This is a genomic window from Maribacter sp. Hel_I_7 (assembly GCF_000688315.1).
In the GTDB taxonomy this organism is placed as follows: Bacteria; Bacteroidota; Bacteroidia; order Flavobacteriales; family Flavobacteriaceae; genus Maribacter; species Maribacter stanieri.
Genome location: NZ_JHZW01000003.1, coordinates 1,897,716 through 1,923,606, shown reverse-complemented (window position 1 = coordinate 1,923,606; position 25,891 = coordinate 1,897,716). Strand labels below are relative to the sequence as shown.

The 25,891-nt window shown below is 33.3% G+C and carries 27 protein-coding genes; 9 read left to right on the top strand and 18 right to left on the bottom strand.

Features of this window, described 5'->3' with window-relative positions:
• Positions 1 to 29 precede the first annotated feature (29 nt).
• From P178_RS0120045 to P178_RS0120030, 4 genes are all read right to left on the bottom strand, one after another.
• A complete protein-coding gene (locus P178_RS0120045) occupies positions 30 to 788 on the bottom strand; it encodes an anti-sigma factor domain-containing protein (protein ID WP_027067911.1) in 759 nt (252 codons plus the stop codon).
• Complete coding sequence (locus P178_RS0120040) at positions 785 to 1,348, bottom strand: RNA polymerase sigma factor (protein WP_027067910.1); 564 nt, start codon at positions 1,346 to 1,348, stop codon at positions 785 to 787. Before P178_RS0120040 ends, P178_RS0120045 begins: the two co-directional genes overlap by 4 nt.
• 206 nt (positions 1,349 to 1,554) lie before the next feature.
• Positions 1,555 to 2,571 carry a UDP-N-acetylmuramate dehydrogenase gene (gene murB, locus P178_RS0120035; protein ID WP_027067909.1) on the bottom strand — a complete coding sequence of 339 codons (1,017 nt, stop codon included), beginning with the start codon at positions 2,569 to 2,571 and terminating at the stop codon, positions 1,555 to 1,557.
• The gene (locus tag P178_RS0120030; RefSeq protein WP_027067908.1) at positions 2,571 to 3,761 is read right to left on the bottom strand and encodes a pyridoxal phosphate-dependent aminotransferase; all 1,191 of its coding nucleotides are present in this window, start codon (positions 3,759 to 3,761) and stop codon (positions 2,571 to 2,573) included. The genes murB and P178_RS0120030 overlap by 1 nt, the downstream gene beginning before the upstream one ends.
• 147 nt (positions 3,762 to 3,908) lie before the next feature.
• Between P178_RS0120030 and P178_RS0120025 the strand changes: the two genes are divergently transcribed.
• Positions 3,909 to 5,240 (top strand): aspartyl protease family protein, encoded by a 1,332-nt coding sequence (locus P178_RS0120025; RefSeq protein WP_036147234.1) that lies wholly within the window; start codon positions 3,909 to 3,911, stop codon positions 5,238 to 5,240.
• Positions 5,241 to 5,303: 63 nt separating this feature from the next.
• On the opposite strand, the gene P178_RS0120020 is transcribed toward P178_RS0120025, so the two are convergent.
• The gene (locus P178_RS0120020) at positions 5,304 to 5,696 is read right to left on the bottom strand and encodes a DUF1573 domain-containing protein (protein WP_081819478.1); all 393 of its coding nucleotides are present in this window, start codon (positions 5,694 to 5,696) and stop codon (positions 5,304 to 5,306) included.
• 194 nt (positions 5,697 to 5,890) lie between these two features.
• Here P178_RS0120020 and P178_RS0120015 point away from each other — a divergent pair, with 194 nt between their 5' ends.
• The 4 genes from P178_RS0120015 (at position 5,891) to P178_RS0120000 (ending at position 10,716) form a co-directional block, all read left to right on the top strand.
• Entirely contained in the window at positions 5,891 to 8,521 is a 2,631-nt protein-coding gene (locus tag P178_RS0120015) for a valine--tRNA ligase (protein WP_027067905.1), read from the top strand.
• Positions 8,522 to 8,652: 131 nt separating this feature from the next.
• Positions 8,653 to 9,537, top strand: coding sequence for a dienelactone hydrolase family protein (locus P178_RS0120010; RefSeq protein ID WP_027067904.1), 885 nt, complete (start codon positions 8,653 to 8,655; stop codon positions 9,535 to 9,537).
• A 140-nt stretch (positions 9,538 to 9,677) separates the two neighbouring features.
• Positions 9,678 to 9,845, top strand: a complete 168-nt coding sequence (locus tag P178_RS23315) for a lmo0937 family membrane protein (RefSeq protein WP_027067903.1) — start codon at positions 9,678 to 9,680, stop codon at positions 9,843 to 9,845.
• A 106-nt stretch (positions 9,846 to 9,951) separates the two neighbouring features.
• Positions 9,952 to 10,716, top strand: a complete 765-nt coding sequence (locus P178_RS0120000) for a creatininase family protein (RefSeq protein ID WP_036147228.1) — start codon at positions 9,952 to 9,954, stop codon at positions 10,714 to 10,716.
• Positions 10,717 to 10,736: 20 nt separating this feature from the next.
• On the opposite strand, the gene P178_RS22460 is transcribed toward P178_RS0120000, so the two are convergent.
• Both P178_RS22460 and P178_RS22455 read right to left on the bottom strand, forming a co-directional pair.
• Positions 10,737 to 11,195: a hypothetical protein gene (locus P178_RS22460; protein ID WP_051638375.1), complete on the bottom strand. Its 459-nt coding sequence runs from the start codon at positions 11,193 to 11,195 to the stop codon at positions 10,737 to 10,739.
• Positions 11,196 to 11,212: 17 nt separating this feature from the next.
• A complete protein-coding gene (locus P178_RS22455; protein ID WP_036147519.1) occupies positions 11,213 to 12,343 on the bottom strand; it encodes a transporter in 1,131 nt (376 codons plus the stop codon).
• Positions 12,344 to 12,582: 239 nt separating this feature from the next.
• On the opposite strand from P178_RS22455, the gene P178_RS0119985 reads away from it, so the two are divergent.
• Together P178_RS0119985 and P178_RS0119980 are read left to right on the top strand one after the other, a co-directional pair.
• Positions 12,583 to 13,854, top strand: a complete 1,272-nt coding sequence (locus tag P178_RS0119985; protein WP_027067901.1) for a sensor histidine kinase — start codon at positions 12,583 to 12,585, stop codon at positions 13,852 to 13,854.
• Complete coding sequence (locus tag P178_RS0119980) at positions 13,847 to 14,542, top strand: response regulator transcription factor (RefSeq protein ID WP_027067900.1); 696 nt, start codon at positions 13,847 to 13,849, stop codon at positions 14,540 to 14,542. Before P178_RS0119985 ends, P178_RS0119980 begins: the two co-directional genes overlap by 8 nt.
• A gap of 14 nt (positions 14,543 to 14,556) precedes the next feature.
• Here P178_RS0119980 and P178_RS0119975 read toward each other — a convergent pair whose 3' ends face one another.
• Genes P178_RS0119975 through rsfS form a run of 6 tightly spaced genes read right to left on the bottom strand, consistent with a single transcriptional unit; the run spans position 14,557 to position 19,313 of the window.
• Positions 14,557 to 14,814, bottom strand: coding sequence for an acyl-CoA-binding protein (locus P178_RS0119975; RefSeq protein WP_027067899.1), 258 nt, complete (start codon positions 14,812 to 14,814; stop codon positions 14,557 to 14,559).
• Positions 14,789 to 15,472, bottom strand: coding sequence for a phosphatidylserine decarboxylase family protein (locus P178_RS0119970; protein ID WP_027067898.1), 684 nt, complete (start codon positions 15,470 to 15,472; stop codon positions 14,789 to 14,791). The genes P178_RS0119975 and P178_RS0119970 overlap by 26 nt, the downstream gene beginning before the upstream one ends.
• Positions 15,462 to 16,265, bottom strand: coding sequence for a phosphatidate cytidylyltransferase (locus P178_RS0119965; RefSeq protein WP_027067897.1), 804 nt, complete (start codon positions 16,263 to 16,265; stop codon positions 15,462 to 15,464). Before P178_RS0119965 ends, P178_RS0119970 begins: the two co-directional genes overlap by 11 nt.
• Position 16,266: 1 nt before the next feature.
• Positions 16,267 to 16,878 (bottom strand): LUD domain-containing protein, encoded by a 612-nt coding sequence (locus P178_RS0119960; RefSeq protein ID WP_027067896.1) that lies wholly within the window; start codon positions 16,876 to 16,878, stop codon positions 16,267 to 16,269.
• Positions 16,879 to 16,919: 41 nt separating this feature from the next.
• Complete coding sequence (ftsH, locus tag P178_RS0119955) at positions 16,920 to 18,926, bottom strand: ATP-dependent zinc metalloprotease FtsH (RefSeq protein ID WP_027067895.1); 2,007 nt, start codon at positions 18,924 to 18,926, stop codon at positions 16,920 to 16,922.
• A gap of 12 nt (positions 18,927 to 18,938) precedes the next feature.
• Positions 18,939 to 19,313: a ribosome silencing factor gene (gene rsfS / locus P178_RS0119950; protein ID WP_027067894.1), complete on the bottom strand. Its 375-nt coding sequence runs from the start codon at positions 19,311 to 19,313 to the stop codon at positions 18,939 to 18,941.
• A 93-nt stretch (positions 19,314 to 19,406) separates the two neighbouring features.
• On the opposite strand from rsfS, the gene P178_RS0119945 reads away from it, so the two are divergent.
• Complete coding sequence (locus tag P178_RS0119945) at positions 19,407 to 20,138, top strand: biotin--[acetyl-CoA-carboxylase] ligase (RefSeq protein WP_027067893.1); 732 nt, start codon at positions 19,407 to 19,409, stop codon at positions 20,136 to 20,138.
• Here P178_RS0119945 and P178_RS0119940 read toward each other — a convergent pair.
• Together P178_RS0119940 and pyrE are read right to left on the bottom strand one after the other, a co-directional pair.
• Positions 20,135 to 20,527, bottom strand: a complete 393-nt coding sequence (locus P178_RS0119940; RefSeq protein ID WP_027067892.1) for a hypothetical protein — start codon at positions 20,525 to 20,527, stop codon at positions 20,135 to 20,137. The two genes, P178_RS0119945 and P178_RS0119940, sit on opposite strands and share 4 nt — an antisense overlap.
• Positions 20,528 to 20,529: 2 nt before the next feature.
• Positions 20,530 to 21,174, bottom strand: a complete 645-nt coding sequence (gene pyrE / locus P178_RS0119935) for an orotate phosphoribosyltransferase (RefSeq protein ID WP_027067891.1) — start codon at positions 21,172 to 21,174, stop codon at positions 20,530 to 20,532.
• 7 nt (positions 21,175 to 21,181) lie between these two features.
• Here pyrE and P178_RS0119930 point away from each other — a divergent pair, with 7 nt between their 5' ends.
• Positions 21,182 to 21,772, top strand: coding sequence for an NUDIX hydrolase (locus P178_RS0119930; protein ID WP_027067890.1), 591 nt, complete (start codon positions 21,182 to 21,184; stop codon positions 21,770 to 21,772).
• 2 nt (positions 21,773 to 21,774) lie between these two features.
• Here the strand turns inward: P178_RS0119930 and P178_RS0119925 are convergent, their stop codons facing one another.
• From P178_RS0119925 to P178_RS22810, 3 genes are all read right to left on the bottom strand, one after another.
• Positions 21,775 to 23,517 carry a M14 family metallopeptidase gene (locus tag P178_RS0119925; protein ID WP_027067889.1) on the bottom strand — a complete coding sequence of 581 codons (1,743 nt, stop codon included), beginning with the start codon at positions 23,515 to 23,517 and terminating at the stop codon, positions 21,775 to 21,777.
• Positions 23,518 to 23,582: 65 nt separating this feature from the next.
• Complete coding sequence (locus tag P178_RS0119920; RefSeq protein ID WP_027067888.1) at positions 23,583 to 23,987, bottom strand: response regulator; 405 nt, start codon at positions 23,985 to 23,987, stop codon at positions 23,583 to 23,585.
• Positions 23,974 to 25,827 carry a PAS domain-containing protein gene (locus P178_RS22810; protein WP_027067887.1) on the bottom strand — a complete coding sequence of 618 codons (1,854 nt, stop codon included), beginning with the start codon at positions 25,825 to 25,827 and terminating at the stop codon, positions 23,974 to 23,976. The genes P178_RS0119920 and P178_RS22810 overlap by 14 nt, the downstream gene beginning before the upstream one ends.
• Between the last annotated feature and the right edge of the window lie 64 nt (positions 25,828 to 25,891).

Genomic DNA, 25,891 nt, shown 5'->3' with positions numbered 1-25,891 from the left:
GGCTTTAAGAATACTTTATGTGTGAAAGCTTAGTAAGCTATATTCGCAACTATATTTTCTACACTTGGCGCATGATTGCCACCTTTTTGTTCTATTGTAATGTAACCTACGGCATTTTCAGCATATGGTAATGCTAATAATTTTTGCTGATCACCAGCTTCTTCGATAATACCTAGGTTAATCATTTTACCATTAACTTCTGCCCACATTTGAAAACATTGACTTTCAGGAATGTGAGGTAATTTGCTAACGTTAATATAAGATAACTTCTTTACAGGGTTAATGTAAGCAACAGCTTTTAAATCTTTTGCCTTCTGGTTACCCTTAACATTATACTTTTTGGTTTGAGGATTGTTTAGAACGATAAACTGATTACGTACATCTTCTAATTGCTCTTTCATGTTTTCTTCTAACAATTTTATTTTATTGCTAACAACACTGTTCTCTTCTTGTAAATTCTGATTTTGATTCCAGAAGAAAGTAGAGATGCCAATAAATAGTATAGCTGTGATACTAGCAGCAATGGCATAACTGTAAAATCTTTTTCTGCCTTTACGTTCTGCTTTTATTCTTGAGTTTATTTTATCCTTTAAACCTTGTGGAGCTTCAATAGCGTGTAATTTTGCAAATACCTCTAAATTGTCTTGCAATTCGGCATAAGTTTCTCTTACCTCAGGGTACATGGCAATGTAGCGTTCTACTTGCATGCTCTCCATATCTGTTGTAGTTCCTAGTAGGTACTGTTCCAATAAATCAGAATCAAGGAAAATTTTTATTTTGTCTTTCATAATACAACATTTAAAATCATGGCAATTAAGGCAGGACCATATATTTTGCCTAATTCGCGCAATCCAATCTTTAGTCTAGATTTAATAGTTCCTAAAGGTATATCCAACTCATCACTTGCCTCTTGTTGGGTCATTCCTTGAAAGAAAAGAGCTTCTAAAACAATTTGATATTTATCTTCAATTTTGTCTAGATGTTCTCTTACATCCATTAACTCTGGCCTTGTACTTTCTACGCCTAAAGTATATACGTCAGAAACATCTATTTGGATTTCTTTATCTGATTTTGTGTTAACACTTCTTAACTTATCTATAGCTGTGTTACGTGTAATTCTAAAGAGCCATGTAAAAAGTTTGGCTTTTTTTGGATCGTAAGTATCTGCTTTCTTCCAAATTTTTACAAAAGATTCTTGAACGACATCTTGGGCTAGTTCAGGATCACGTACGACTTTATTGGCGACACCCAGTAGGGTGTCGGCATAATTATCGTACAAAAGGGAAATCGCTTTTTCGTTTCGCTCTTGTAATAATTCAACAATATGATTTTCTAATAAAGTGCTCATAATTTAAAAGATGTACAATTTTTTATATAATGGACATCCAAATACTAAGATTGAACCGTATATGCTTAAACGCTAAATTATAAAATTGATTGTTAACGATGCGTTTTCTAAAAATATATATTGAATAAGTGGTCGGCTGGTAACTGCCCACTTTGTTTTTGGTTGGTTTGGTTTGGTAATAACCCTTGTGATTTATTTCACAGGGGTTATTTTATTAAGTTCACCTCTGGACTAATTTCAATATCAAAAGTCCTTTTAACCTCTTTGATGATTTTTGCGGCAAGGTCTAATATGTCTTTTCCAGTAGCCTTGTCATAATTAACAAGTACTAACGCTTGATTTTTGTGAACTCCAGCATCACCAAATCGTTTTCCTTTAAATCCACATTGCTCAATTAACCAGCCTGCCGGTATTTTATAAAAATCATCAGACATTTTATAAAAAGGGGCGTCAGGATTTTTAGCGATAAATGCCTCGAATATTTCAGTTGAAACTATAGGGTTCTTAAAAAAACTACCACTATTGCCTAATATTTTTGGATCAGGTAATTTGCTTTGGCGTATTGCAATAACAGCATTAGAAATATCTTTAATAGTAGGGTGTATAATCGATTCTTTTTCTAGCTGGTTTTCAATAGCGCCGTATCCCGAATTTATTTTGTGTACGTTTTTGGTAAATGAAAAAGTTACCGAGGTAATTACAAATTTATCTTTACCCTCATTTTTAAAGAAAGAATCTCTATAACCAAATTTGCATTCTTCTTTGGTAAGTGTAACCAAGTGTTGATCTATAACTCTAACAGCTTCACAACTTACAAAGCAATCTTTAAGCTCAACACCATAAGCACCTATGTTTTGAATAGGAGCGGTACCGGTATTGCCAGGAATAAGCGACATGTTTTCTAGTCCTCCAAAATTATTATCAATTGCCCACATAACCATTTCATGCCAGTTTTCACCAGCCATTACCTTGACCTGAATATTATTAGGTGACTCTGAAATAATTTGCTTTCCTTTTAAGTTTATATGAATAAATAGAGCATCAATACTATCTGTAAGCAGCATATTACTACCGCCGCCAATAATTATTTTACGGGGATAATCTGGGTTGCTTAAAATTTGTTGTAATTCTTCAATAGTGGTGATTTCAACAAAGTATCTTGCTGTAGCATCAATACCGAAAGTATTGTATTTTTTTAATGAAAAGTATTCAAGAACAACCATTAACCCTTGTAGCTTTTTAGTGCCTCTTTTAAAATACGAACAGCTCTTTTTAAGCTTTTCTGATCAAGTACATAGGCAATTCTAATTTGGTTTTTACCTAAGCCTTCTGTTGCATAAAAACCTGCTGCAGGTGCAACCATAACAGTTTCATTGTCCATATTAAATTCTTCAAGTAGCCATTGTGCAAAATGGTCTGCATCCTTAATGGGTAATTCGGCAATACAATAGAATGCTCCTTGAGGTTTAGCAATTTTAATACCTTCAATTTTTTCTAACTCTGCTATTAGTATATTTCTTCTTGCTACATATTCAGTTTTTACATCGGCAAAATAGCTGTCTGGTGTTTCTAAAGCCGCCTCACTTGCTATCTGCGCATATGTTGGAGGAGAAAGTCTTGCCTGGGCAAATTTCATAGCCGTTGCAATAAAATCTTTGTTTTTAGAAACAAGGTAACCTATTCTAGCGCCACACATACTGTATCTTTTAGAGACAGAATCTATAACGATAGCATGTTCCTCTAATCCTTCTTCTTTTAAAATAGAAGTGTGGGTTTTATCATCATAGGTGAATTCTCTATACACTTCATCGGCAACTAGAAAAATATTGTGTTTTTTTACTAATGCCGCTAATTTTTCAATTTCTTCCTTACTATATAAATATCCCGTTGGGTTACCTGGGTTACATATTAAAATAGCCTTAGTTCTAGGTGTGATTAACTTTTCAAATTCCTCTATAGGAGGTAGCGCAAAATTATCTTCCAATTTTGAAACTACAGGTACAACAGTTACACCACAAGCAGTTGCAAATCCGTTATAATTTGCATAAAATGGTTCAGGAATAATAATTTCATCGTTAGTATCAGCAATAGTGTTCATTGCAAAAGATAATGCTTCAGATCCTCCTGTAGTTACAATAAGGTCTGTAGCACTAACACGTATATCATATTTTTCATAATACTTCGCAATTTTGGTTCTAAATTCTTCAGAACCTTCCGTACGGCTATATTCTAAAACACTAAGGTTGTTATTCTTTACGGCATCTAACGCTTGTTGTGGCGTTTTTATATCTGGTTGTCCAATATTAAGGTGAATAACATTAATTCCTCTCTTTTTTGCATTTTCTGCGAAGGGAACTAATTTTCTTATAGGTGATTGGGGCATGGAAAGGCCCTTGTTTGAAACAGATGGCATATTAAATTTATTTTACACAAAAGTGATAAATGATAATGGTTCTTACAATATAATTAGGTTTTATTTGATTTTCCACTACAAGTTAAAATTAGGTATTGTATTCAATAATTATGTATCTTATAAGAGGTTAACTAATTCATACAGATTATGTTACGAAAATATACCTTTCTTTCTTTTCTTTTAGTGTGCTGTTTTTCCTTCTCGGGATTAGCGCAAACCTATAAGCTGCCTGCTGGCAAGAAATTTCATAAAGTGAAATTTCAGTTGATAAATAATTTAATTGTTATACCTATAGAATTAAATGGGTCAGAATTGTCTTTTGTTCTTGATTCTGGTGTAGGGACTCCAATACTGTTCAATTTAGCCGATCAAGATTCTATTCAATTAAACAATGTAACGGAGATAACTATAAATGGATTAGGGGAAGGAGATCCCATAAATGCTCTTAAATCAACCGGTAATTTTGTTCAATTAGGGAATGCTAAGAACACTTCGCAAAACATTTATGTAGTAATGGATGCAGGTATTAATTTCTCGCCAAGTTTAGGCATTCCTGTTCATGGTATTATTGGTTATGATTTGTTTAGAGATTTTGTAGTGGATATTAACTACATAAATAAGACAATTAAATTTTATGACCCCAATCTTTATAAATATAGAACATCAAAGAATACAAGGGTAGTTGATATGTCGGTTATTAGAAGAAAGGCGTATTTAGATGCTTTTGTTATGATTAATAAAACGGATGAAATTCCTGTAAAAATGTTATTGGATACTGGCAGTAGTGATGCTGTTTGGCTGTTTGAAGATGAGAGAATACAATTACCCGAAAAACACTATGAAGATTTTTTAGGACAAGGTCTTGCTGGAAATATATATGGTAAGAGAACCAAAATAAATCATTTAAAAATTGCAGATTTTATATTAAGCGATGCAAAAGCGGCTTTTCCAGATATGGAAACATTTACTACTATTACAGATTTTGGAGGAAGAAACGGTAGTCTGGGTGGTGAGGTTATTAAGCGATTTAATATTGCATTTGATTATACCAATAAGAAATTAATACTGACGAAGAATTCTAATTTTGATAAACTGTTTCAATATAACATTAGCGGTATTGATTTGCAGCATGCGGGCATGAGATATGTTTCAGAAAGAATAGCCGATGCAAATGGAGTAGTCCATAAGGATGCAAAATCTTATGGTAATGTGCAAATAGTATTACAAGGGGCGACAAGGTTAAGCCTTGTGCCAGAAATTATAGTATCGGGTATTCGTCAAGGCAGTCCGGCACATTCGGCAGGTTTAAGAGAGGGCGATGTAATATTGGCAGTAAATGGAAAACGTATTCATAGATATAAATTGCAAGAAATTATGCATATGCTCAATTTTAAAAAGGATAAGAAAATAAAAGTATTAGTAGAGAGGTATGATAATGACTTGCTGTTCAGTTTTGTTTTAAAACCCTTGTTCGATTAACAATGAAATATAAAAAAAGCCCAACTTTTCAGTTGAGCTTTTTAATTTTATAAAGAGTTTTCTTTATTTGGTGCCAGTGGCAGCCTTAACATCTCCTTTAATCTTTAAAACCTTTGTAGGAGTATCAGCGTTAGATATTACCGTAATTGCTTTACGAATAGGGCCAACTCTGTTTGTGTCATATTTAACTTGAATTTCACCTGTTTTACCTGGTAAAATTGGATCTTCTGGCTTTTTAGGAATTGTACAACCACAGCTAGAACTAACTTTGCTTATAATAAGTGGTGCGGTACCAGTGTTTGTAAATTCAAAAACTCTTACACCGTCTGATCCTTTAGCGATTTCGCCATAGTCAACAGTTTCTGATTTAAACTCTATTTTTGCAGCGGTATCTTGCGCTGTTAAGCTAAATCCAAGTAAGCCAATAAATAATACAAGTACTATTTTTTTCATCATTTTTAATTTTGGGTGGATTTCAAAATTAAATCTTTTCAGATCAACCTCAAAATCCTTTTGTTATACTCTAACGTTACTTATTTTTGTTTCGTATTTATATTTAGGTAAAATTCAGCTGAAATGACCGTTAGAATGTCAATTCGGCTTTATTTTTAAATAACCCAATTTATTATTATTCAAAAACTGTTCCAAATATGGAAATTCCATCAAAATATAATCCGCAGTCCACAGAATCTCATTGGTATGAGTATTGGATGAAAAACGGATATTTTCATTCTGTTCCCGATGAAAGGGAGCCTTATAGTATTGTAATACCACCGCCGAACGTAACGGGTATTCTGCATATGGGTCATATGTTAAACAATACTATACAAGATGTGTTGATAAGAAGAGCGCGTCTTTTAGGTAAAAATGCTTGTTGGGTACCTGGTACTGATCATGCATCTATTGCTACAGAAGCAAAAGTTGTAGCAAAACTTAAAGAGCAAGGTATCAACAAAAATGACCTTACTCGCGATGAATTCTTGAAGCATGCTTGGGATTGGACGCACGAATATGGCGGTATTATTCTAGAGCAATTAAAGAAGCTTGGTTGTTCATGTGATTGGGACCGTACTGCGTTCACCATGGATAAAGAAAGATATGACAGTGTAATTAAAGTCTTTATCGACTTATATAATAAAGGACTAATTTATCGTGGTTACCGCATGGTAAACTGGGATCCAGAGGCGCAAACTACCTTGTCAGATGAAGAAGTAATCTATGAGGAGAAACAAGGTCTTTTGTATTATTTGGCATATGCTATAGAAGGATCTGACGAAAAAGTGACTATTGCAACAACAAGACCTGAAACAATTTTAGGAGATACTGCTATTTGTATAAACCCAAATGATGAGCGTTTTGCACATTTAAAAGGTAAAAAAGTAATTGTACCTATTTGTAATAGAGTAATTCCAATTATCGAAGATGAGTATGTAGATATGGAATTTGGTACAGGTTGTCTAAAGGTGACACCTGCACATGACATAAATGACAAAGCTTTAGGTGAAAGACATAATTTAGAGACTATAGATATCTTTAATGATGATGCTAGCTTAAATAGTTTCGGTATGCATTATGAGGGTAAAGACCGCTTTGTAGTTAGAAAAGAAATATCAAAAGAATTAGAAGAAAAGGGTTTCTTGGTAAAAACAGAAACTCATATTAACAAAGTAGGTACTTCAGAGAGAACTAAGGCAGTTATAGAGCCAAAGTTATCAGACCAGTGGTTCCTTAAAATGGAAGACTTGGCTAAGCCAGCATTAGAAGCTGTTTTAGAAAGTGGAGATGTTAAGTTGCATCCAAAGAAATTTGATAATACATACCGTCATTGGATGGAGAATGTTCGTGATTGGAATATTTCTAGACAATTATGGTGGGGTCAACAAATACCGGCATTTTATTTTGGTGATGGTCAAGAAGATTTCGTTGTTGCGGCAAATTTGGTAGATGCATTAAAACTTGCTAAAGAGAAATCTGGAAATTCAAGCTTACAAGAAAGTGATCTAAGACAAGATGCAGATGTGTTAGATACATGGTTTTCATCATGGTTATGGCCAATGAGTGTTTTTGGTGGTATAATGGAACCAGATAATGAAGAGATAAATTATTATTATCCAACCAACGACTTGGTAACAGGTCCGGATATTCTTTTCTTTTGGGTTGCTAGAATGATTGTTGCTGGATATGAGTTTAGGGGAGAGAAACCTTTTGAAAATGTTTATTTCACCGGTTTGGTAAGAGATAAGCAACGTAGAAAAATGTCTAAATCTTTAGGTAATTCACCAGATGCGTTGAAGCTTATTGAAGATTATGGCGCTGATGGGGTTCGTGTAGGTTTATTATTAAGTTCCGCTGCAGGTAATGATTTAATGTTTGATGAAGACTTATGTCAGCAAGGAAAGAACTTTGCCAATAAAATTTGGAATGGTTTCCGATTGATAAAAGGATGGGAAATTGCTGATATTTCACAACCTGAAGCATCAAAACTTGGTTTGGAATGGTATGAATCTAAGTTGAATAAAACGCTTTTAGAAATTGAAGATCACTTCAGTAAATTTAGAATTTCAGATGCGTTGATGTCTATTTATAAATTGGTTTGGGATGATTACAGTTCTTCATTATTAGAGATAATTAAACCAGCGTACCAACAACCGATAGATAAAACAACATTTGATAAAGTAATTCAGTTGTTTGAACAAAATTTAAAATTACTGCACCCTTTCATGCCATTTTTAACGGAAGAAGTATGGCAACATATTTCTGAAAGAAGTGACAGCGAGGCATTGGTAATTTCTAAATGGCCAACTGTTGGTAAAATAGATGAAGAGTTAATTGAACAATTCGATTTTGCAGCTGAGGTTATAGCGGGAGTTAGAACTATTAGGAAAAATAAAAATATTCCAATGAAAGAGTCCTTGGAATTGTCCGTATTAAATACCGAAAAAGCTAGTGACCGTTGGGATGTTGTAATTTCTAAGCTCACTAATATTTCTGAAATTAGTTACATAAAAGAACAGTTAGAAGGAGCATTGACCTTTCGTGTAAAAAGTAACGAATATTTTGTGCCTATGGAAGGTGCGATTGATGTTGAGGCAGAGATTCTTAAAATCAACGAAGAGTTGAAGTATACTAAAGGGTTTTTAACATCTGTTCAAAAGAAACTCTCTAATGAAAGATTTGTGAGTAATGCACCTGAAAAAGTTATCGCTATAGAACGCCAAAAACTTGCAGATGCAGAAGCTAAAATTGAAACTTTAGAAAAGAGTTTGGCTAGTCTTAGCTAGAATTTTTAATAAATATATTATATAAGCCTCATTCCTAATTTATTGGGAATGAGGCTTTTTGAGTTGTTAAAATTATTCTAGTGACTCAACGTTTTTTGTATTTTTAGAAAAGAACAAAAATTCTTAAGAAAATGAAATCACTAAGAAAAGAAGATATTAAACAAGAGGTGTTCGATTTATACGATGCTTATGCGCATAATAAACTAGAGCGAAGAGATTTTGTACAGAAGCTATCTATGTATGCCGTGGGCGGTATTACAGTACCTTCATTGATGAGTTTTTTGATGCCGGACTATGAAAGCACTTTTATAGTAGATAAGAATAACCCAGATTTAGACTCAAGCTTTATAACCTATAATTCTACTAAAGGTGGTGGTGAAATAAAAGCACTGTTGTCTAAACCTAAATCAGCAACTGATAAACTGCCTGGGATTGTGGTAGTGCATGAAAACAGAGGGTTGAACCCGTATGTTGAAGATACAGCGATAAGGGCAGCTTTATCAGACTTCATTACTATTGCTCCAGATGCGTTGAGTCCTTTAGGCGGGTATCCTGGTAATGATGATAAAGGGCGAGAAATGCAACGTACTAGAGATCGAAATGAAATGTTAGAAGATTTCATTGCGGCATTTGAGTATTTAAAGTCGCACAAAGATTGCAATGGTAAAATAGGAGTAGTGGGATTTTGTTTTGGCGGATGGATATCTAACATGATGGCGGTAAAAGTACCAGACTTAGGGGCATCTGTACCTTTTTATGGAGGGCAGCCTACCGAGGGGATAGAAAAAATTAATGCTCCATTAATGTTGCAATACGCCGGTTTAGATGAACGTGTTAATGCAGGGTGGCCAGCTTATGAGAAAGCTTTGAATGTACTAGGTAAAGAAAACGTAGCTTATTTTTACCCGAATGTAAATCATGGTTTTCATAATACGTCAACACCAAGATATGATGAACCTGCCGCAGAATTGGCATGGTCACGGACTATTGAGTTTTTTAAAGAAAAATTGATTTAAGTTATTGACTATGAGTACCCATTAAAGGGTGTTTTTAAGATATGTTTCAGAATTTGAGCTAGTAATCCATTGATTTGAGTTAAGCTTAAAGGGGTGATTCTCTTAATTTTGGAATATAAACAATCTAAAAAACACACATTATGAGAAGTCTATTATGGTTAGTAGCAGTTATTTGTATAATTATATGGTTATTAGGAATGTTAGGAATTGTTCCTGGACTAGCAACCGGTAGTTTGGTACATATTTTATTGGTAATAGCGGTTATCGTTATTTTGTACAATATTATATCAGGAAAAAAGGTATTGTAAGTCGAAACTTCCAAACCATATTTTCAAAAAATATAGAACCCTTGATTGATTTCAAGGGTTTTTTTTGTGCTTTAAAAATGAATTTATTAATAGTACCTTTAGTATTATGATTAGACCTTTTGTACTAGCGGAAACGAACTGGGAGCATTTAAAAGATGAGCAAATTGATTTAGCAATATTGCCATGGGGTGCAACTGAAGCTCATAACTATCATTTACCATATGGTACAGATAATTATCAAGCGCAACATATGGTTGAATTGGCAGCCGGTTTAACTTGGGAAAAAGGTAAAAAAGTAATGGTATTGCCAACAATACCTTATGGTGTTAATACGGGACAAAAAGATATCTATTTGGATATGAACTTAAACCCATCTACACAACTGGCTATTTTAAAGGATTTGGTAGAAGTATTAAATAGACAAGGTATTTATAAGCTATTGTTATTCAATGGTCATGGAGGCAACAATTTTAAACCAATTGTTCGTGAGTTGGGTTTATTGTTTCCTAAAATGTTTATTAGCTTTTGTTTTTTTCCTCCAATGTTCGATAAGTCAAAATACTTTAAGGAAAAAGGCGATCATGCAGACGAAATGGAAACAAGTTTAATGCTTTATTTGAGACCAGATTTAGTTTTACCAAAAGAAAAATGGGGTAGTGGTAGTGCTAAGAAGTTTAAGATAAAAGCTTACAATGAAGATTGGGCTTGGGCAGAAAGACAGTGGTCTAAAGTAAGTAGTGATACAGGTATTGGTAATCCTGAATTTGCTACAATAAAAAAAGGCGAACGCTTTTTTAATGATGTTTGTAAGAAATTAGATGAGCTCTTCTGTTCTTTATGTGATGCAAATATTACGGACTTGTATGAATGAACTTGTTTAAAGCTTCATTTTTAATGGGTTTTAATAATTGGTTGGTTAAAAACCTTTTTCTCATCCACTTTAAACTCTTTTGTCAACGATAAAAGTGCTCCTAAAATAATTATATTTTTAAAGATGTATTGACTTAATAAAGTGATTGTAAAATCATTTTTACCAAAAAGAAGTTCCGGTAAAATAAATACCGGGGTAAATGTCATTACTATATGTGCAATGCTAGAATAGATTATATATTTATTTCTAAGGTTTACTAAGAATGCTATTCCTATGAAAGTTTCAAAACTCGCCAAGAGTAATAATCCCATTTGATCAGGAACTAAGTTGAATGTTAGATTAGCTATAGTTTCCTGTACAAGGTCTTCTGCTGGGCTAGTATTGGGAAAAAATTTTAGTAAACCAAAAAAAAGATAGACCATACCAATGGTCCATGGTAGAATTCTGTTATTGAACTGTAGGTTTTGTTTGAAAGTCATAACGTTGCTTTAAAGGGTTATTTCTTGAATTCATCAAGTAATTCTTGGTCAATTTTTACTTTAGTATTGTACACTCTATATGTAACTCCAAAATTTATCACGTAATCGGCAAAAGCTGCATCTCCATGTCTTGGAGAACCGGTAGATTGTTCTGTTTGTAGATCGGTAATGCTTTGTGGACGGTCTCTTCGAACAGCAAAAGGAACATTTAAGTTAAAGGAGAAATTACCTTGGTTCAATGCTAGTCCGGGGTCAATTGATAATACATTGCCGGGTCGCCTAAAACCATCATTGCCACCAATTAAATCTTTTACCGGTACGCAGTCATAACGCGCGCCCAAAGAACTTGAAAGCGTAGGGGATAGTGTAAAACTTAATCCTGTCCTTATGGAATATTGATCAGGTACCGCCATTATAGCTTCATTTTCAAGAATAGGATTTAAAGTTTCCCTAAAGGTTCTGATACCATTGGTTTCCCTAGGATTAACAAGATAGAAACCGCTGGCATAACCAAAAATACCATTGGATAATTTTTGGTATAATTGCGCATCCAAGGTAAAACCTAGACCCCCATCACCAAGCTGTATGGATTGGTCAACCGGTCTGGTCTGCGGTTCACCACTTGGACCTACATTATAAAAAATATCAGAAGCATTATAATTTCCGGTAGGTAGTTTTAAGCCTAGACCAATTGCAATATTTCCTTCAGGATGTTTTTCAAAGTCCAATAGCCAAAGTCCTACACCTAAACGAATGTCGCCAAGTCCCCTTGAAAATGTCGTATTTCTTTCATTGCGTCCATGCTCATATAAAGATGATCTTGAATTAAAGACGTTAGGTATGGTAATACTGGTGTATAATTTTTTGTTGATGCCATAAGTTAAAAAGAAATCCGTGCTATGGGAGTAATTGACCACCTCGGTATTATTCGTTACACGATCTGGTTCTTCCTCCGTACCCCTAAAATGCCTAAAGGATTTAAAGTATCTGTAATTTAATCCCAATTGAAAGTCCCCTTTGCCTATAATGTTGTTTTCAAGGCTGTTACCTACACAAGAGGAAAAGTGGCGAATGGCAACACAGCCTTGTGCCTTGACATTTAATACGGTTATTAAAAAAATAACCAATAATAGTTGCTTGTGGTTCATAATATTGTTGGTTTGGTCAGTTGATAGAAAATGGTCAACTCCAGAAATTAAGAAGATGACCATAATATGATTTGAAATAACTTAAGTGACTTAAGTTTAATTAACTCACGACCAATTTAATACTATGACCTAAATTTGAGGTTAATAGATGTCCAAAAAAGATTAATGAAAAGTTAATGCACTTAATGAAAGCTTAAGTTTGTTTAATATTAAGAACTAATTGAGTTTCTTTAAAGATTATGTGGAAGAAGAGAAACCTGTATGTAGCCCTTTTGTTTATTTCCTTGTTTGGATTGGCCATTATACAATACCAATATTTAAAGATTGGTCTTAACCTGGCAAAACTCCAGTTCAATACTAATCTAGGAAAGGTAAGTAGTGATGTTTCCTTAGGATTACAATCTAAAAACCAGCTCACCTTTTTATTGGGCAGTGCTCTTAAAAAGGATACTGCATATTTTACGATGAGCGTAGATAGTATACAGGATGCCTCAAGTTTTTTCTTAAATGATTATATCACCGAAAAATTGGTTAATAATGGGATTGATTCAGATTTTAGTTATACCCTTCACACAAAGGATTCTGCATTTTATCTTCAATCGCCCAAACAATTTAAAGTAAAGGACAATGTGGAGTCTTACCCTATTGAGCTTACCGGATATTTATCTCAACTTCTTGGAAAAAGACTAGTGTTAGAATTGCATTTTAGGAACTTGAACGGGTATTTTTTATCCAAGTTAAATGGTTTTACCTTACCGAGTATTCTGTTCATTTTGGGTATTTGTATTGCAATAGTCTGGGTGTTGCGAACATTTTATTGGCAACGGCGTGTAATTACCACAACCAATGAATTTATTAATAATTTAACCCATGAATTAAAAACACCTGTATTCTCAATTGGTTTGGCTACTAAAATTTTGGATGAAACCGCCTTGTCAACTCAAAAACCAATTTTAGGAATGATAAGGCAGCAGGTAAAAAGACTATCTGTACATATTGACAAAGTTTTGGAGCTAGGTAGTTTAGAGTCCGAAAAGAAGGTATTAAAGTTTGAAAAAGTTGATTTTAGACCATATTTGCTCAATTTGTGCAAAGAATTTGCCACATTGGTGACTATTGAGAAGGCAACCTTTACCTATCATATACAAGAAGGGGAATTTATATTGAGAACCGAAGTTTTTCATTTAGAAAATACTATTAACAATATCTTGGACAATGCAAAGAAATATGCGGATAACCCGATCATTCAACTCAATGCTTTTAAAAAGGATAATTGGTTGGTCATTGAGATAGGGGATAACGGTCAAGGAATATCCTTAAATGATCAGAAAAAGATATTTTTAAAGTATTATAGAGTTACGGGTAAAGAGCGTACTATGGTAAAAGGTTACGGACTTGGATTAAGTTACGTAAAGAATATTGTGGAAAAACATAAAGGAAAAGTTGAAGTGAAAAGTGAGGTTGGCAAGGGAACGCAAATATCTCTTTTAATACCCCTGTGTAATGAATAATGATAAACATAATATACTCTTAGTAGAGGACAGTACGGATCTTGGGTATTTATTATCGGAATACCTTAGGATGAAAAATTTCAAAATAAGTTGGTTTGCCGATGGGGAAAGTGCACTTAAAAATTTGGAAACCGTAAAATATGATTTGGCAATATTGGATATTACAATGCCAGGTATGGATGGCTTTGCCCTTGCCGAACAAATTAAAGAGCGTTTTCCAGAGCTTCCTTTTTTGTTTTTGACAGCACGTTCCCTTAAAGTAGACGTGTTAAAAGGTTTTTATATAGGTGCAGTAGATTATTTGAAAAAACCTATTGATGAAGAAGAACTGGTCATTAGAATAGAAAATTTATTGTCCAGAATGGTCGTAAGAACCACAGCTGGGGAAAAAGCTACCATTTTTAAAATTGGTAGGTATACATTTAATGTAATTAATCAAGAATTGATGTTCGAAAATGAAGCATTTCACCTGACCACCAAAGAAAGTGAGCTGTTACATTATTTGGTGATGAGAAAGAATAAATTGTGTAGTCATAAGGATATTTTGATAAAATTATGGGGTGCAAACGATTACTTTAACAAGAAAAGCTTGAACGTATTTATTACACGTTTACGGAAGTATTTGGAGATGGATGATAGTTTGAGTATAGATAATATTCATGGCCAAGGATTTATATTCCGGCAATAAGCCAAAATATTGGCTTATTTTAATTCTTTATTAGCCAATTCAATATAGGCACGCATAGCCTTTTTTTTGCTCATATTCTTAGCTTGAAATAGCGCGTTTGCCTTAAAGGCATTAATTAGAGGGGTTTTACTGCCTGGGTTATCAAAATTTGAATTCGCTATTTTATAATAAGCGTACAATTTTAAAAGTATATCTGCAGGAATTGGCTCGGTATAATTATTTACCAAAGTAACAGTTTCCTCAAATTCAATATGTAAGTTCGTCTTTTTCATTTGGGTCAACAAAAGTAGCTATGCATGTTTCGGCACCTTTTACCTTTTGGTTCAGTTTTACATTAATTTGACAATCTAAAGGTAAGAACAAGTCTACTCTAGAACCAAATTTTATAAAACCTGCATCATCACCCTGTTGTACACTTTCTCCTTTTTCAGCATAATTTACAATACGCCTTGCTAAAGCACCAGCAATCTGTCTGTAAAGTATTTCACCAAATTTAGGAGTTTTTATAACTACCGTAGTTCTTTCATTTTCTTCACTAGACTTTGGGTGCCAAGCTACTAAGTATTTACCCGGATGGTACTTTGAGAAAGTAATGCTACCACTAGCAGGATATCTAGTAACGTGTACATTTACAGGTGACATGAATATGGAAACTTGTTTTCTCTTGTCTTTAAAATATTCTTTTTCAAAAACTTCTTCTATTACGACCACTTTACCGTCAACGGGAGCCAAAATTTCATTGAAAGTTTTTAGCGCTACTCTCTTAGGGTTTCTAAAAAATTGTAGAATAATTATTAAAACAATTAAGCCCAATAATTGAACAACTAATTTTAGCCACGCTATATCAATGAAAAAATGAGCTAAAAGAACACTAGCGCCAATAATTACAAAAGAAAACAATATTATTTTTTGTCCCTCCCTATGAAACATAACTGAAAATATTTAAAGTTAAATAAGCAAACGGTGCTGCAAATACTAAACTATCTAAACGGTCTAACATACCACCATGTCCTGGTAATATGGCGCCACTATCTTTAACACCTGCCGCTCTTTTTAATTTTGATTCTATTAAATCGCCTAAACTTCCTGCAACCACAATAACTGTTGCAAGTATCATCCATTGTATTGGACTAATCAAGGCTTCAAAGGTAGCCATTAAATACGCAGCTGCCAGTGCAAATATAAAACCTCCTAAGGTACCTTCAATTGTTTTTTTAGGAGAAACAGAAGGAAATAATTTAGTGCGTCCAATGCTTTTGCCTACTAAATATGCAAATGAATCATTTACCCAAATTAGAATAAAGATTCCCATAATTAATAATTTTGCGAAAGCATCATTTTTATAAGGAATCATAGTAAGGAAAATACATCCTCCACCAATATAAAATAGACCTACAATAAATTTTTGTGCGGTATTAAATTTTATTGGTTTCTTGCTAAAGAGATTAACAAGGAGGTAAATGTCGACAACTATGGTTATCAACATTAATATATTTATTAGTTGTTGATCTTTTACTAAATAAATGAAAGCCCACCATATGGCTAAATATGCAGCAAAAATGTGATATCCTTTTAAATGTACTAGCTTTTTATATTCATATAGACAAGCAAGTCCAAAAGTCATGAATAAGAAATCGAACGCATCAGAACTTAAGAATACTGCGGACAATAATAAAATTATGTAGACAGCCCCTGTTAATGACCTTCGTAAAATTTCTTTCATACTATAAATCTTCCAGAAGTAAAAGATAAAGATTTTTAGTACTACTACCATACGTTAGAAAATCATCTGAATTTTCTGCGGTAGCTTTAAAGTGTTTTAAGGTAGTTATGTTGGCCGGTATTTTTTGGCCATATTTTTTCTTGATGGTCTTCAAACCCTCGCCTATTGATTCTACCAGTTGACTAGTTGTAGCGAATACAACAACATTGCTTGGTAGTTCATTTACTTTTTTCTCGTGCAATTGATTAGAACAAACTAGGATACTTCCGTTTTGCGCAATTAAATGCTCACAAGTAGTAAAGAATACTTCGCTCTGTCTGGCATTATTGGTAAAAGTAATTGGTTCTTTAGAAAATTTTTGGGCTAGCCTTTCATTTAAGACAAAGAAAGGCTCACTCTCCCAATTATTTTCGGTAACAATATTTTCTATTGCCCTTGAAACTTCTACATCAGAATCACAGTAAATAAATTTACCTCCATTTTGTTTAAAATGAATTGTAAATTTTTCATCAACGGGAATATTTAAATCTGGCATATGATCGCCTCGCGTTTCCGCAGTTTCTTTCGAAACCTTCTTTTTGCCACCACCAAATAAAATATCTAAAAACCCCATTTACGTTGTTGAAATAATTGCTAATCTAAAGTACTGTAATTTTAGTTATTCTCTGTAATTTCTTCTTCTTCCGATTTTGAATCTGAATCTTTTAATTTTTCAAGATTTTTCTTATTTTCTAAGGCTAAAATATCTTTTTCAAAATTTCTTACACCAAATATTTTTTCTAAATCTTCTTTAAAGATAACTTCTTTCTCTAACAATCGTTCGGCCAAAGTCGTTAATTTGTCCTTGTTATCTGTAAGAACTTTGATAGCTCTTTGGTATTGCTCTTCTATAATCTTAGATATTTCAGCATCTATTTTACGAGCGGTATCTTCACTATATGGTTTAGAAAAACCATAAGAATCTTGCCCAGCAGAGTCATAATAGGTGATATTTCCTATTTCATCATTAAGACCATAGATGGTTACCATTGCACGAGCTTGTTTAGTTACTTTTTCTAAATCACTTAATGCACCTGTAGATATTTTATTGAAAATAACTTTCTCTGCAGCTCTACCACCCATTGTTGCACACATTTCGTCCAACATTTGTTCTGGCCTAACAATTAAACGCTCTTCTGGTAAATACCATGCAGCGCCTAAAGACTGTCCTCTCGGTACTATAGTTACCTTAACCAATGGAGCAGCATGTTCTAACATCCAACTAGTAGTTGCATGACCAGCTTCATGATAAGCTATAGTTTCTTTCTCACCAGGTGTAATTATCTTATTTTTCTTTTCAAGACCACCAACTATTCTGTCAACAGCATCTAAGAAATCTTGTTTAGAAACAGCTTTTTTCTCTTTTCTAGCTGCTATTAAGGCCGCTTCATTACAAACATTGGCAATGTCTGCACCAGAGAAACCGGGCGTTTGTCTTGCCAGAAATTCAAGGTCTAATGCCTCAGATGTTTTAATAGGTCTTAGGTGAACTTCAAAAATTTCTTTACGTTCACGTATGTCTGGTAAATCAACATATATCTGTCGATCAAATCTACCTGCACGCATTAAAGCCTTATCCAATACATCTGCACGGTTGGTTGCTGCCAATACTATAACATTGGTATTAGTTCCAAAACCATCCATCTCAGTTAATAACTGGTTTAATGTATTTTCACGCTCATCGTTAGAACCTGTAAAGTTATTTTTACCTCTAGCTCTACCAATTGCATCAATTTCATCAATGAATATAATAGCAGGAGATTTATCCTTTGCTTGTTTAAACAAGTCACGTACTCTAGAAGCACCTACACCAACGAACATTTCTACGAAATCTGATCCAGATAATGAAAAGAAAGGCACTTTAGCTTCACCTGCAACGGCTTTTGCTAAAAGTGTCTTACCTGTTCCTGGAGGTCCTACTAGTAATGCACCTTTAGGAATTTTACCACCTAAAGAGGTATATTTATCTGGGTTTCTTAAGAAATCTACAATCTCTTCAACTTCTTCTTTTGCACCTTCTAAACCGGCAACATCTTTAAATGATGTTCTAGTATCTGTTTTTTCGTCAAATAATTTGGCTTTAGATTTGCCAATATTAAATATTTGACCACCAGCGCCACCGCCACCGCCGCCAGACATTCTACGCATAAGGTATATCCAGATACCAATAATTAAAACAAATGGTAATAAGGATAGTAAGAAATCTAAAATGGCTGTAGATTCTTTACCAAATTCAATAATGGTATCTAAATTATTTTCTTTTTTTATCTCTGTTATTTCATTTTGAAATATTTGAAGATCACCATAATCTAAGGTGTACTGTGGTACATTACCAGAAGCTGGAAGAAATGATTTCTCGTTAACGTCTTTATGAACTTCTTTTGCAATGGCTTCATCAGTTAAAAAAACCTTTGCTTGATTTGTATTAGTAATGATTAAAACTTTTTTAACATCACCGTTTCTCAAATACTGCTGTAATTCTGAAGTAGTCGTTTTTTGGGTGCTAGCTAAATCATCACTATTGAATAATTGAAATCCAATAAGTAATACTGCTACTAATCCATAAATCCACCAAGAACTAAACTTTGGTTTCTTCGGATTTGTCTTGTTTTCTTTTGCCATTATATTTTTTTATTAATTTACGCTACTTTCTATTGTTGTGAATTTTGCATCTCCCCATAGCCCTTCAATGTCGTAAAATTCTCGAACTTGCTTTTGGAATATATGAACTACTACATTTACATAGTCCATTAATACCCATTCGGCATTGTCCTCGCCCTCTACGTGCCAAGGTTTGTCTTGAATCGCTTTACTTACTGTTTTTTGGATAGAACCTACGATCGCATTTACATGCGTATTGGAAGTACCGTTACAAACTATGAAGTAATCGCAAACGGTATTCTCAATTTCTCTTAAGTCTAAAAGATTGATATTGTGACCTTTTACTTCGTCAATTCCCTGTATTATTAATGCAATTAACTCATCGTTGCTAAATTTACTTTCCTGCATTCAAAAATTTTAATTTTTACAAAGTTATTATTTTTTTGTTCTTTTAGGTCTAGTTTTTAACAATACATTAAAGATTCACAATAAGTACTGTAAATGCAAATAATCAAACTTGATGCCACGGGGTCTACAAATACTCATTTAAAAGAATTATTACAGCAAAAAGAATTAGAGGACTTTACTATTGTTACTACTCAAAATCAGACCTTAGGTAGAGGTCAATTAAATGCTAAGTGGGAATCTGAACCTTATAAAAATCTAGCAATCAGTTTGTTGAAAAAGGATTTGGACGTTCCTGTTAATAAGTTGTTTTTGGTAAGTATGACCGTTTCTTTAGCAATAATTGATTGTTTAAGTAACCTAGGAGTACCTGATTTGTCTATAAAATGGCCTAACGACATTCTGTCAGGTAAATCTAAAATAGGCGGTATATTAATTGAAAATATTATTTCAGGCTCACAAATTAAAAGATGTATTATTGGTTTTGGGCTAAATGTAAACCAAACTGTTTTTAAAAATGCTCCACATGCATCCTCCTTAAAATTAATTATTGGTCGCGATTTTGATTTGGATATGGTATTTTATTCTTTGGTTGAAAAATTACATAAACAACTAAACCAACCAATGGCTTCTTTAGAAAAAGAACTATTTGATCAGTATCATTCTAAAATGTTTAAAAAAGGTGTGTATTGTAATTTTAAGTTGCATAATGAAGAACTAATTTCAGGCATAATAGTTGGTGTTACCATCAACGGCATGTTGATGGTAACACTAGAAGATAATAAAATTTATGAATTTGGCTTAAAAGAAATACAACTTCGGTATTAGATTTTTTCCAAATTTGTAGAAAGTGTGTTAACGAAATTCGTGATCGGCTTTTTTATCATCATTGCCATCATTGCATTGAATTCACCTGTAAAACTTAGAACTACTTCACTTTTAGCACTTTCAATTTCCTCTATATTTGCAGTTAGTGTAAAAGGTAATTTTTCACTTGCGGCGCCTAAAACAAGTTGATTAAACGGAGTTTGGTCTTTTTTCTCCAATACTATTTCTGGCATACCTTTTAAAGCAAAAAGAAATCTATTCTCGTTTAAAACTTCAAATTTGTCAATATTTTCAGGCATTAATTGTCTAAAGTTAGATAGGTCATTTAAAAAATTAAATGTTTCCTCTTTACTTTTTGATACTTGTGCTTTTGGCGTTTCTATAAGCATAACTATTTATTTGTCCATTGAGATGGATCTTTTCTCCACTCCATTAATGTTAATAATTGCTCTTCTTTTACATAGCCGGTATCTGAAGCTTGTTCAATTAAATACTCATAACTACTTAAGGTGTGCAATTCTGTATTTTTTTCTTTAAAATTTTTGGTTGCAGTTTCAAAACCATAGGTAAATACTGCCAACATGCCTTTTACATTGGCATCGATTGCTCTTAAAGCATCAACAGCATTTAAACTACTTTTTCCTGTGCTTATCAAATCTTCAATAACAACCACTGTTTGGTTTGCTTCAAGATGACCTTCTATTTGATTTTGTCGACCATGAGATTTAGGTTCGGGTCTAACATAAACAAATGGTAGATTAAGTTTATCGGCGACCAAAGCGCCTATTCCTATTGCTCCTGTAGCCACACCAACAATGCAATCTGGCTTGCCATATAATTGTTCTACCTGCTTTGCCATTTCATCTCGAATGTAGTTTCTAATGATAGGATAAGAAAGTAAAATTCTATTATCGCAATATATTGGAGATTTCCAACCGGAAGCCCATGTAAAAGGATTTTCCGGTTTCAATTTTATTGCATTAATTTGCAGGAGAAGCTCTGCTGTTTTTTTTGCAGTGTTTTTGTCTAAAACCATGACGCAAATGTATAAAGTTTTTGTTAATGAATTGCCTTTGATTTTAACAAATAAACTCTCTGATACTACAAACGGAGAGTATTTTTCGCTAAAAAAGGAATCTGTACAAGAGGCAATAAGTTCTTTGAAGAAGGGGAAGTTGGAAGAAGCGTTCATTTACCACCCAAACGGCAGCGAGATTTTAGATAAGTTTACTAAAGAAATTCCTTTGGTTAGTGCCGCCGGCGGTGTGGTAACCAATAAAGAAGGAAAAGTCCTTTTTATTTATAGAAATGACAAATGGGATTTACCTAAGGGGAAGCTAGATAAAGGCGAAACTATAGAGGAATGTGCTATGCGTGAGGTTGAGGAAGAAACGGGAGTAACGGGTCTTAAAATCGATAATTATCTACAAACTACTTATCACGTTTTTAAGCATAACGGTATTAATAAACTTAAGCAAGTTCATTGGTATGCAATGAGTACCGAATTTGATGGCAAATTAAAACCAGAAAAGAAAGAAGGCATTTTCAAAGTTAAATGGAAAGGTCCTGCTAAGATTAAGAAAGCCCTTCAAAATTCATATATAAATATTAAGATTTTGTTTCACGAAGCATAGTCTTAATTCATGATTCTAAAGACTGGGTATTGCAAATGAGCTTCTTCGTATAGCGAACTTCGTTTAAAAAGCCAGTCTAACTGTTGATACCAGTTATCATTAAAATCTGAATTCAGTTTCTTTTCATTTTCAAATTCTTTTTTTAAAATAGAATCGTTTTTCAGCATTTCAAGAGCCGTGTCTTCAAAAACATAAGGGGAAAAACCTTCTTTTTGTTGAAGTATAGTGTCAAAGAAATTCCAGTTAAAAAACGAATCTACTGCCGCTGGTTCTAAAGTTTCTAAGAGATATCTAAAACCAGGTTGATTTACAGGTATTATAATATCACCAGCCTTGAACTCCTTTGTAATGTTTTTTGCATTTACGGTAGTATTGTAATGAGGGTAGTGCCCTTCGTAAGGTGAACTATACGTTTGGTAATTATCTATTTTATAGGATTCTATATTGAATACGGAGTCTTTTTTAAGCGTAGTATAAGTGATATTGTTTATATCAAGTTTGTTGATTATATTTTCCCACTGCTTACCAATAACGTATGCTTTTGGAACTTTAACAGAATCTGACGGGGTATAAAAATCTTTATATGCTACTTTTGTTTCTATTGGTATCTCTCGGTTATATTTTAAGCGTGTAAGACCTGTTACTTCACTAGTTATAGTATCTGCTTTATATCCTTTAAATAGATAATTAGTAGCCTTGGTAGAATCTATTTTCCAAGCTGTAGTATAATATTCTTTAGTGTTTATAGATGCAAAAGCAGTATCTCGCATAGTTCTAATTTCATTTCCATCTTTTTCGGCAATTGCAATCATTTTATGCAGGAGCTCGTAAGTACCTTCAACGCGTTTATCATAAGGTTTTAGCATATGTGTTTCTACCATCATCCCAACAGTATTCCACAATGTGGTGTAACCAGTAGAATATCTAGGGTGATCCATAAATTGCTGAAAACCATTTTCAGGAGGGGAGTTAAATACATTTACATAAGGTGTAATATCCCAACCAGAATTGAAGAGTGAATCATGTAGTTGAGGCATTAATGCTTCATGAACATATTCTCCTAATTCTCCACCTAGTTTATTATGTTGTGTAAAAAGGTGTGTTAGCGTATACTGGTAATCGGCACCATTACTAACATGGTTGTCAATAAATACATCGGGATTTATGAGATGAAAAATTTCAGCAAAGGTTATAGCGTTTTTGGTATCGGTTTTAATGAAATCCCTGTTAAGATCATAATTTTTAGCATTACCTCTAAAACCATATTCGAGAGGTCCATTTTGGTTAGCTCTAGAAGTACTATTTCTGTTTAATGCGCCACCAATATTGTATATGGGTATAGTACAAATTATGGTTTCATTGGGTGAGTCTATTTCATTGCTTGCTAAATCACGAAAAAGCAACATGGTAGCATCTATTCCATCACTTTCTCCAGGATGAATACCGTTGTTGATCAACATCATGGTATTATCCTTGCCTAATTTTTTAAAATCAAAATCACCTTTTGCGCTATAGGTTACCACATGAAGTGGTTTGCCGCTGTCTGTGGATCCAATGGTTTGAATATTAATCGTAGAAAATTCTTTAGACAGTTTTATGTAAAAGTCAATTACTTGATCGTAAGTGGCGGTTTCTGTTTTGTTGGATATTTCAAAAGGAGTGGGGAAATCGGTTTTAGTATTTTCAACTTTATCTTGACAAGATATTAATAGAAGTACCGATAATAACAGGAATGGCGTTTTCATTTACAAACAATTATGGTGGCTATTGTTGCCAGAATTGATTGTAAAAATAATGATTACTTCAAAGCTTACGCTACTTTGGTAATTTCTGTTATTGTATTTCTATCAATAGGTTTCTGATTGAAGGTTATTAAGTGATGACTTTTGCTTTTAAAATATTCCCATTGTTTTTGATCACGAGGGTCAATAGAAGAGGTTACTATATTTATTCTAATCTTTTCTGTAATTGGAAGTTCAAGAAATGCCTCTAAAAATTCCCACCCATCCATAATTGGCATATTAATATCCAAGAATATAATTTGTGGTATTTGATGATCATTGTTATAGAAATCTGTTAGTGCATCTATGGCAATCTTGCCATTAGCATAAGCTTCAATTGAGTTACACTCAATACTAGAAGATATTAATTTACGTAGACCGAACACTGTAATAGCATCGTCATCAATTATAGTGATGTCACTAATTTTTTTCATTAAAGAAAATTTTAAATTCTGTTCCTTTTCCTATTTCACTGGTTACTTCAACCTTGCCGTTCATGGCATCAATTTGATTTTTAGTAAGATATAAACCAATACCTCTTGCATCTTTATGGTCATGGAAGGTTTTATACATGCCAAATAATTTTTCACCATATTTCTCCAAGTCTATACCAAGACCATTATCCGTAATGGTTAAAATAGAATAATCACCTTTCTTTTCGGCACTAAGTACTACTAATGATTCCCGTTCAGGATCTCTATACTTTACAGCGTTAGTAATAAAGTTCGTTAAAATACTATCTAAATATGCAGGAACGGACTTTACGCTGAAATCTACCGGAATGTTGTTCTTAACTTTAGCTTTACTGTTAGAAATAAAGGCTGATAGGTTTTTAGTTGCATCAACTACTTTATCATTTAAATTAATCTCTTTAATTTCTATGTTTGTGTTGGTATTGATAGATACCACTTCATTTAAATTATCTAATGTTTCTAATAAGTTATTTGAAGCTTGAGTTAGCATACCTATAATATTCTTCTTTTCATTTTCATCCTTTTCACTTTCTAAAAAGTTTAAAAGCATAGAAAAATTTGCGGAATGTGAACGTAGATTGTGAGAAACAATATGGGCAAAGTTCAAAAGTTTTTTGTTTTGAACCGATGCAATATTTATAATATTTCTAAGCTCTTTTTCTTTTTCCTTTAATTTAGAAATATCTAAACTTATACCGACTAGGCCATATGCAATGCCTTTATTGTTTAGTAAAGGTATTTTAGAGCTAAGAAAAGAGGTTTCTTTACCGTTTAATCTAGTATTAACTGTTTCTTTTCCTATTACTGGTTTTAAAGTGGTCATTACCCTTAAATCTTCAGCTCTAGATTTTTCGGCAGATTCGTATGGGTAAAGTTCAAAGTCGGTTTTACCTATTATTTCTTTTGGATCTTTAACACCCAAATATTCACACTCGGCTTTGTTTATAAGAACCTTTCTAGATTCTGTATCTTTTATATATACATTAACTGGTAAATTATCAATTAACGTTCTTAATAGTTTTTCGTTATCAACGGTTTTAATACTGGCTTCTACTTGCTCATGTATATCTTGAAAGGTACCAATTAAACCAACCATTTCCCCTTTATTGTATATAGGTTTACCCCCGGCCATTACCCATTTTTCTTTACCGGTATCTGTAATTATTTGCAACTTTAAGTTGCTATAGGCCTTTCCATTATTTTGAGCTTCAAAAAGTGCCATGGATATTGCATTTCTGCTATGCCCTTCCTTAAAATAATAGATGGCATTTTCAATATCTGGAGAAAAATGTTCAGGTACTTCATGAATAGCCTTTGTTGTTGAACACCAAAAAAGTTGGTTGTCAACTATATTATATTCCCATCTACCAATTTTGGTAATTTCAGTCTGCTGTTGAAGCAGTAAATTTTTCTTATTAAGTTCTAATTCATTATTAACGGCATCGGTAATATTGCTTAATTGTATAATAGCCCCAATGATGTTCTCATTAGTGTCATACCATGGTGCATTTGTCCATTCAAACCAAAGCTCTTGACCCCTCGTATCAATAACTTGGTGTATGCCCATAGGTTGTGGATTGCCGTTAAAACAATTATCTAATACCATTTTCCATTTATGGCTTAATTTTGGAAAAACAGCAAATAAACTTTTAGATTTATAACTCTCGCCATTTTTATTAAAAATACTCGTCCAAGTGTCAGATGTCTGAACAATATTATGATCAGTGTCTATAAAAGCCGTTGGTGTTGGCAATTGTCTAATTATGTACGAGGTATTGGATACTAGGGGAACTTTTATCATACCGATGTAATTTCTTACGAATTTAGCGGGATTGCTGTATTTTACTACAAAATTGTTGTGAATG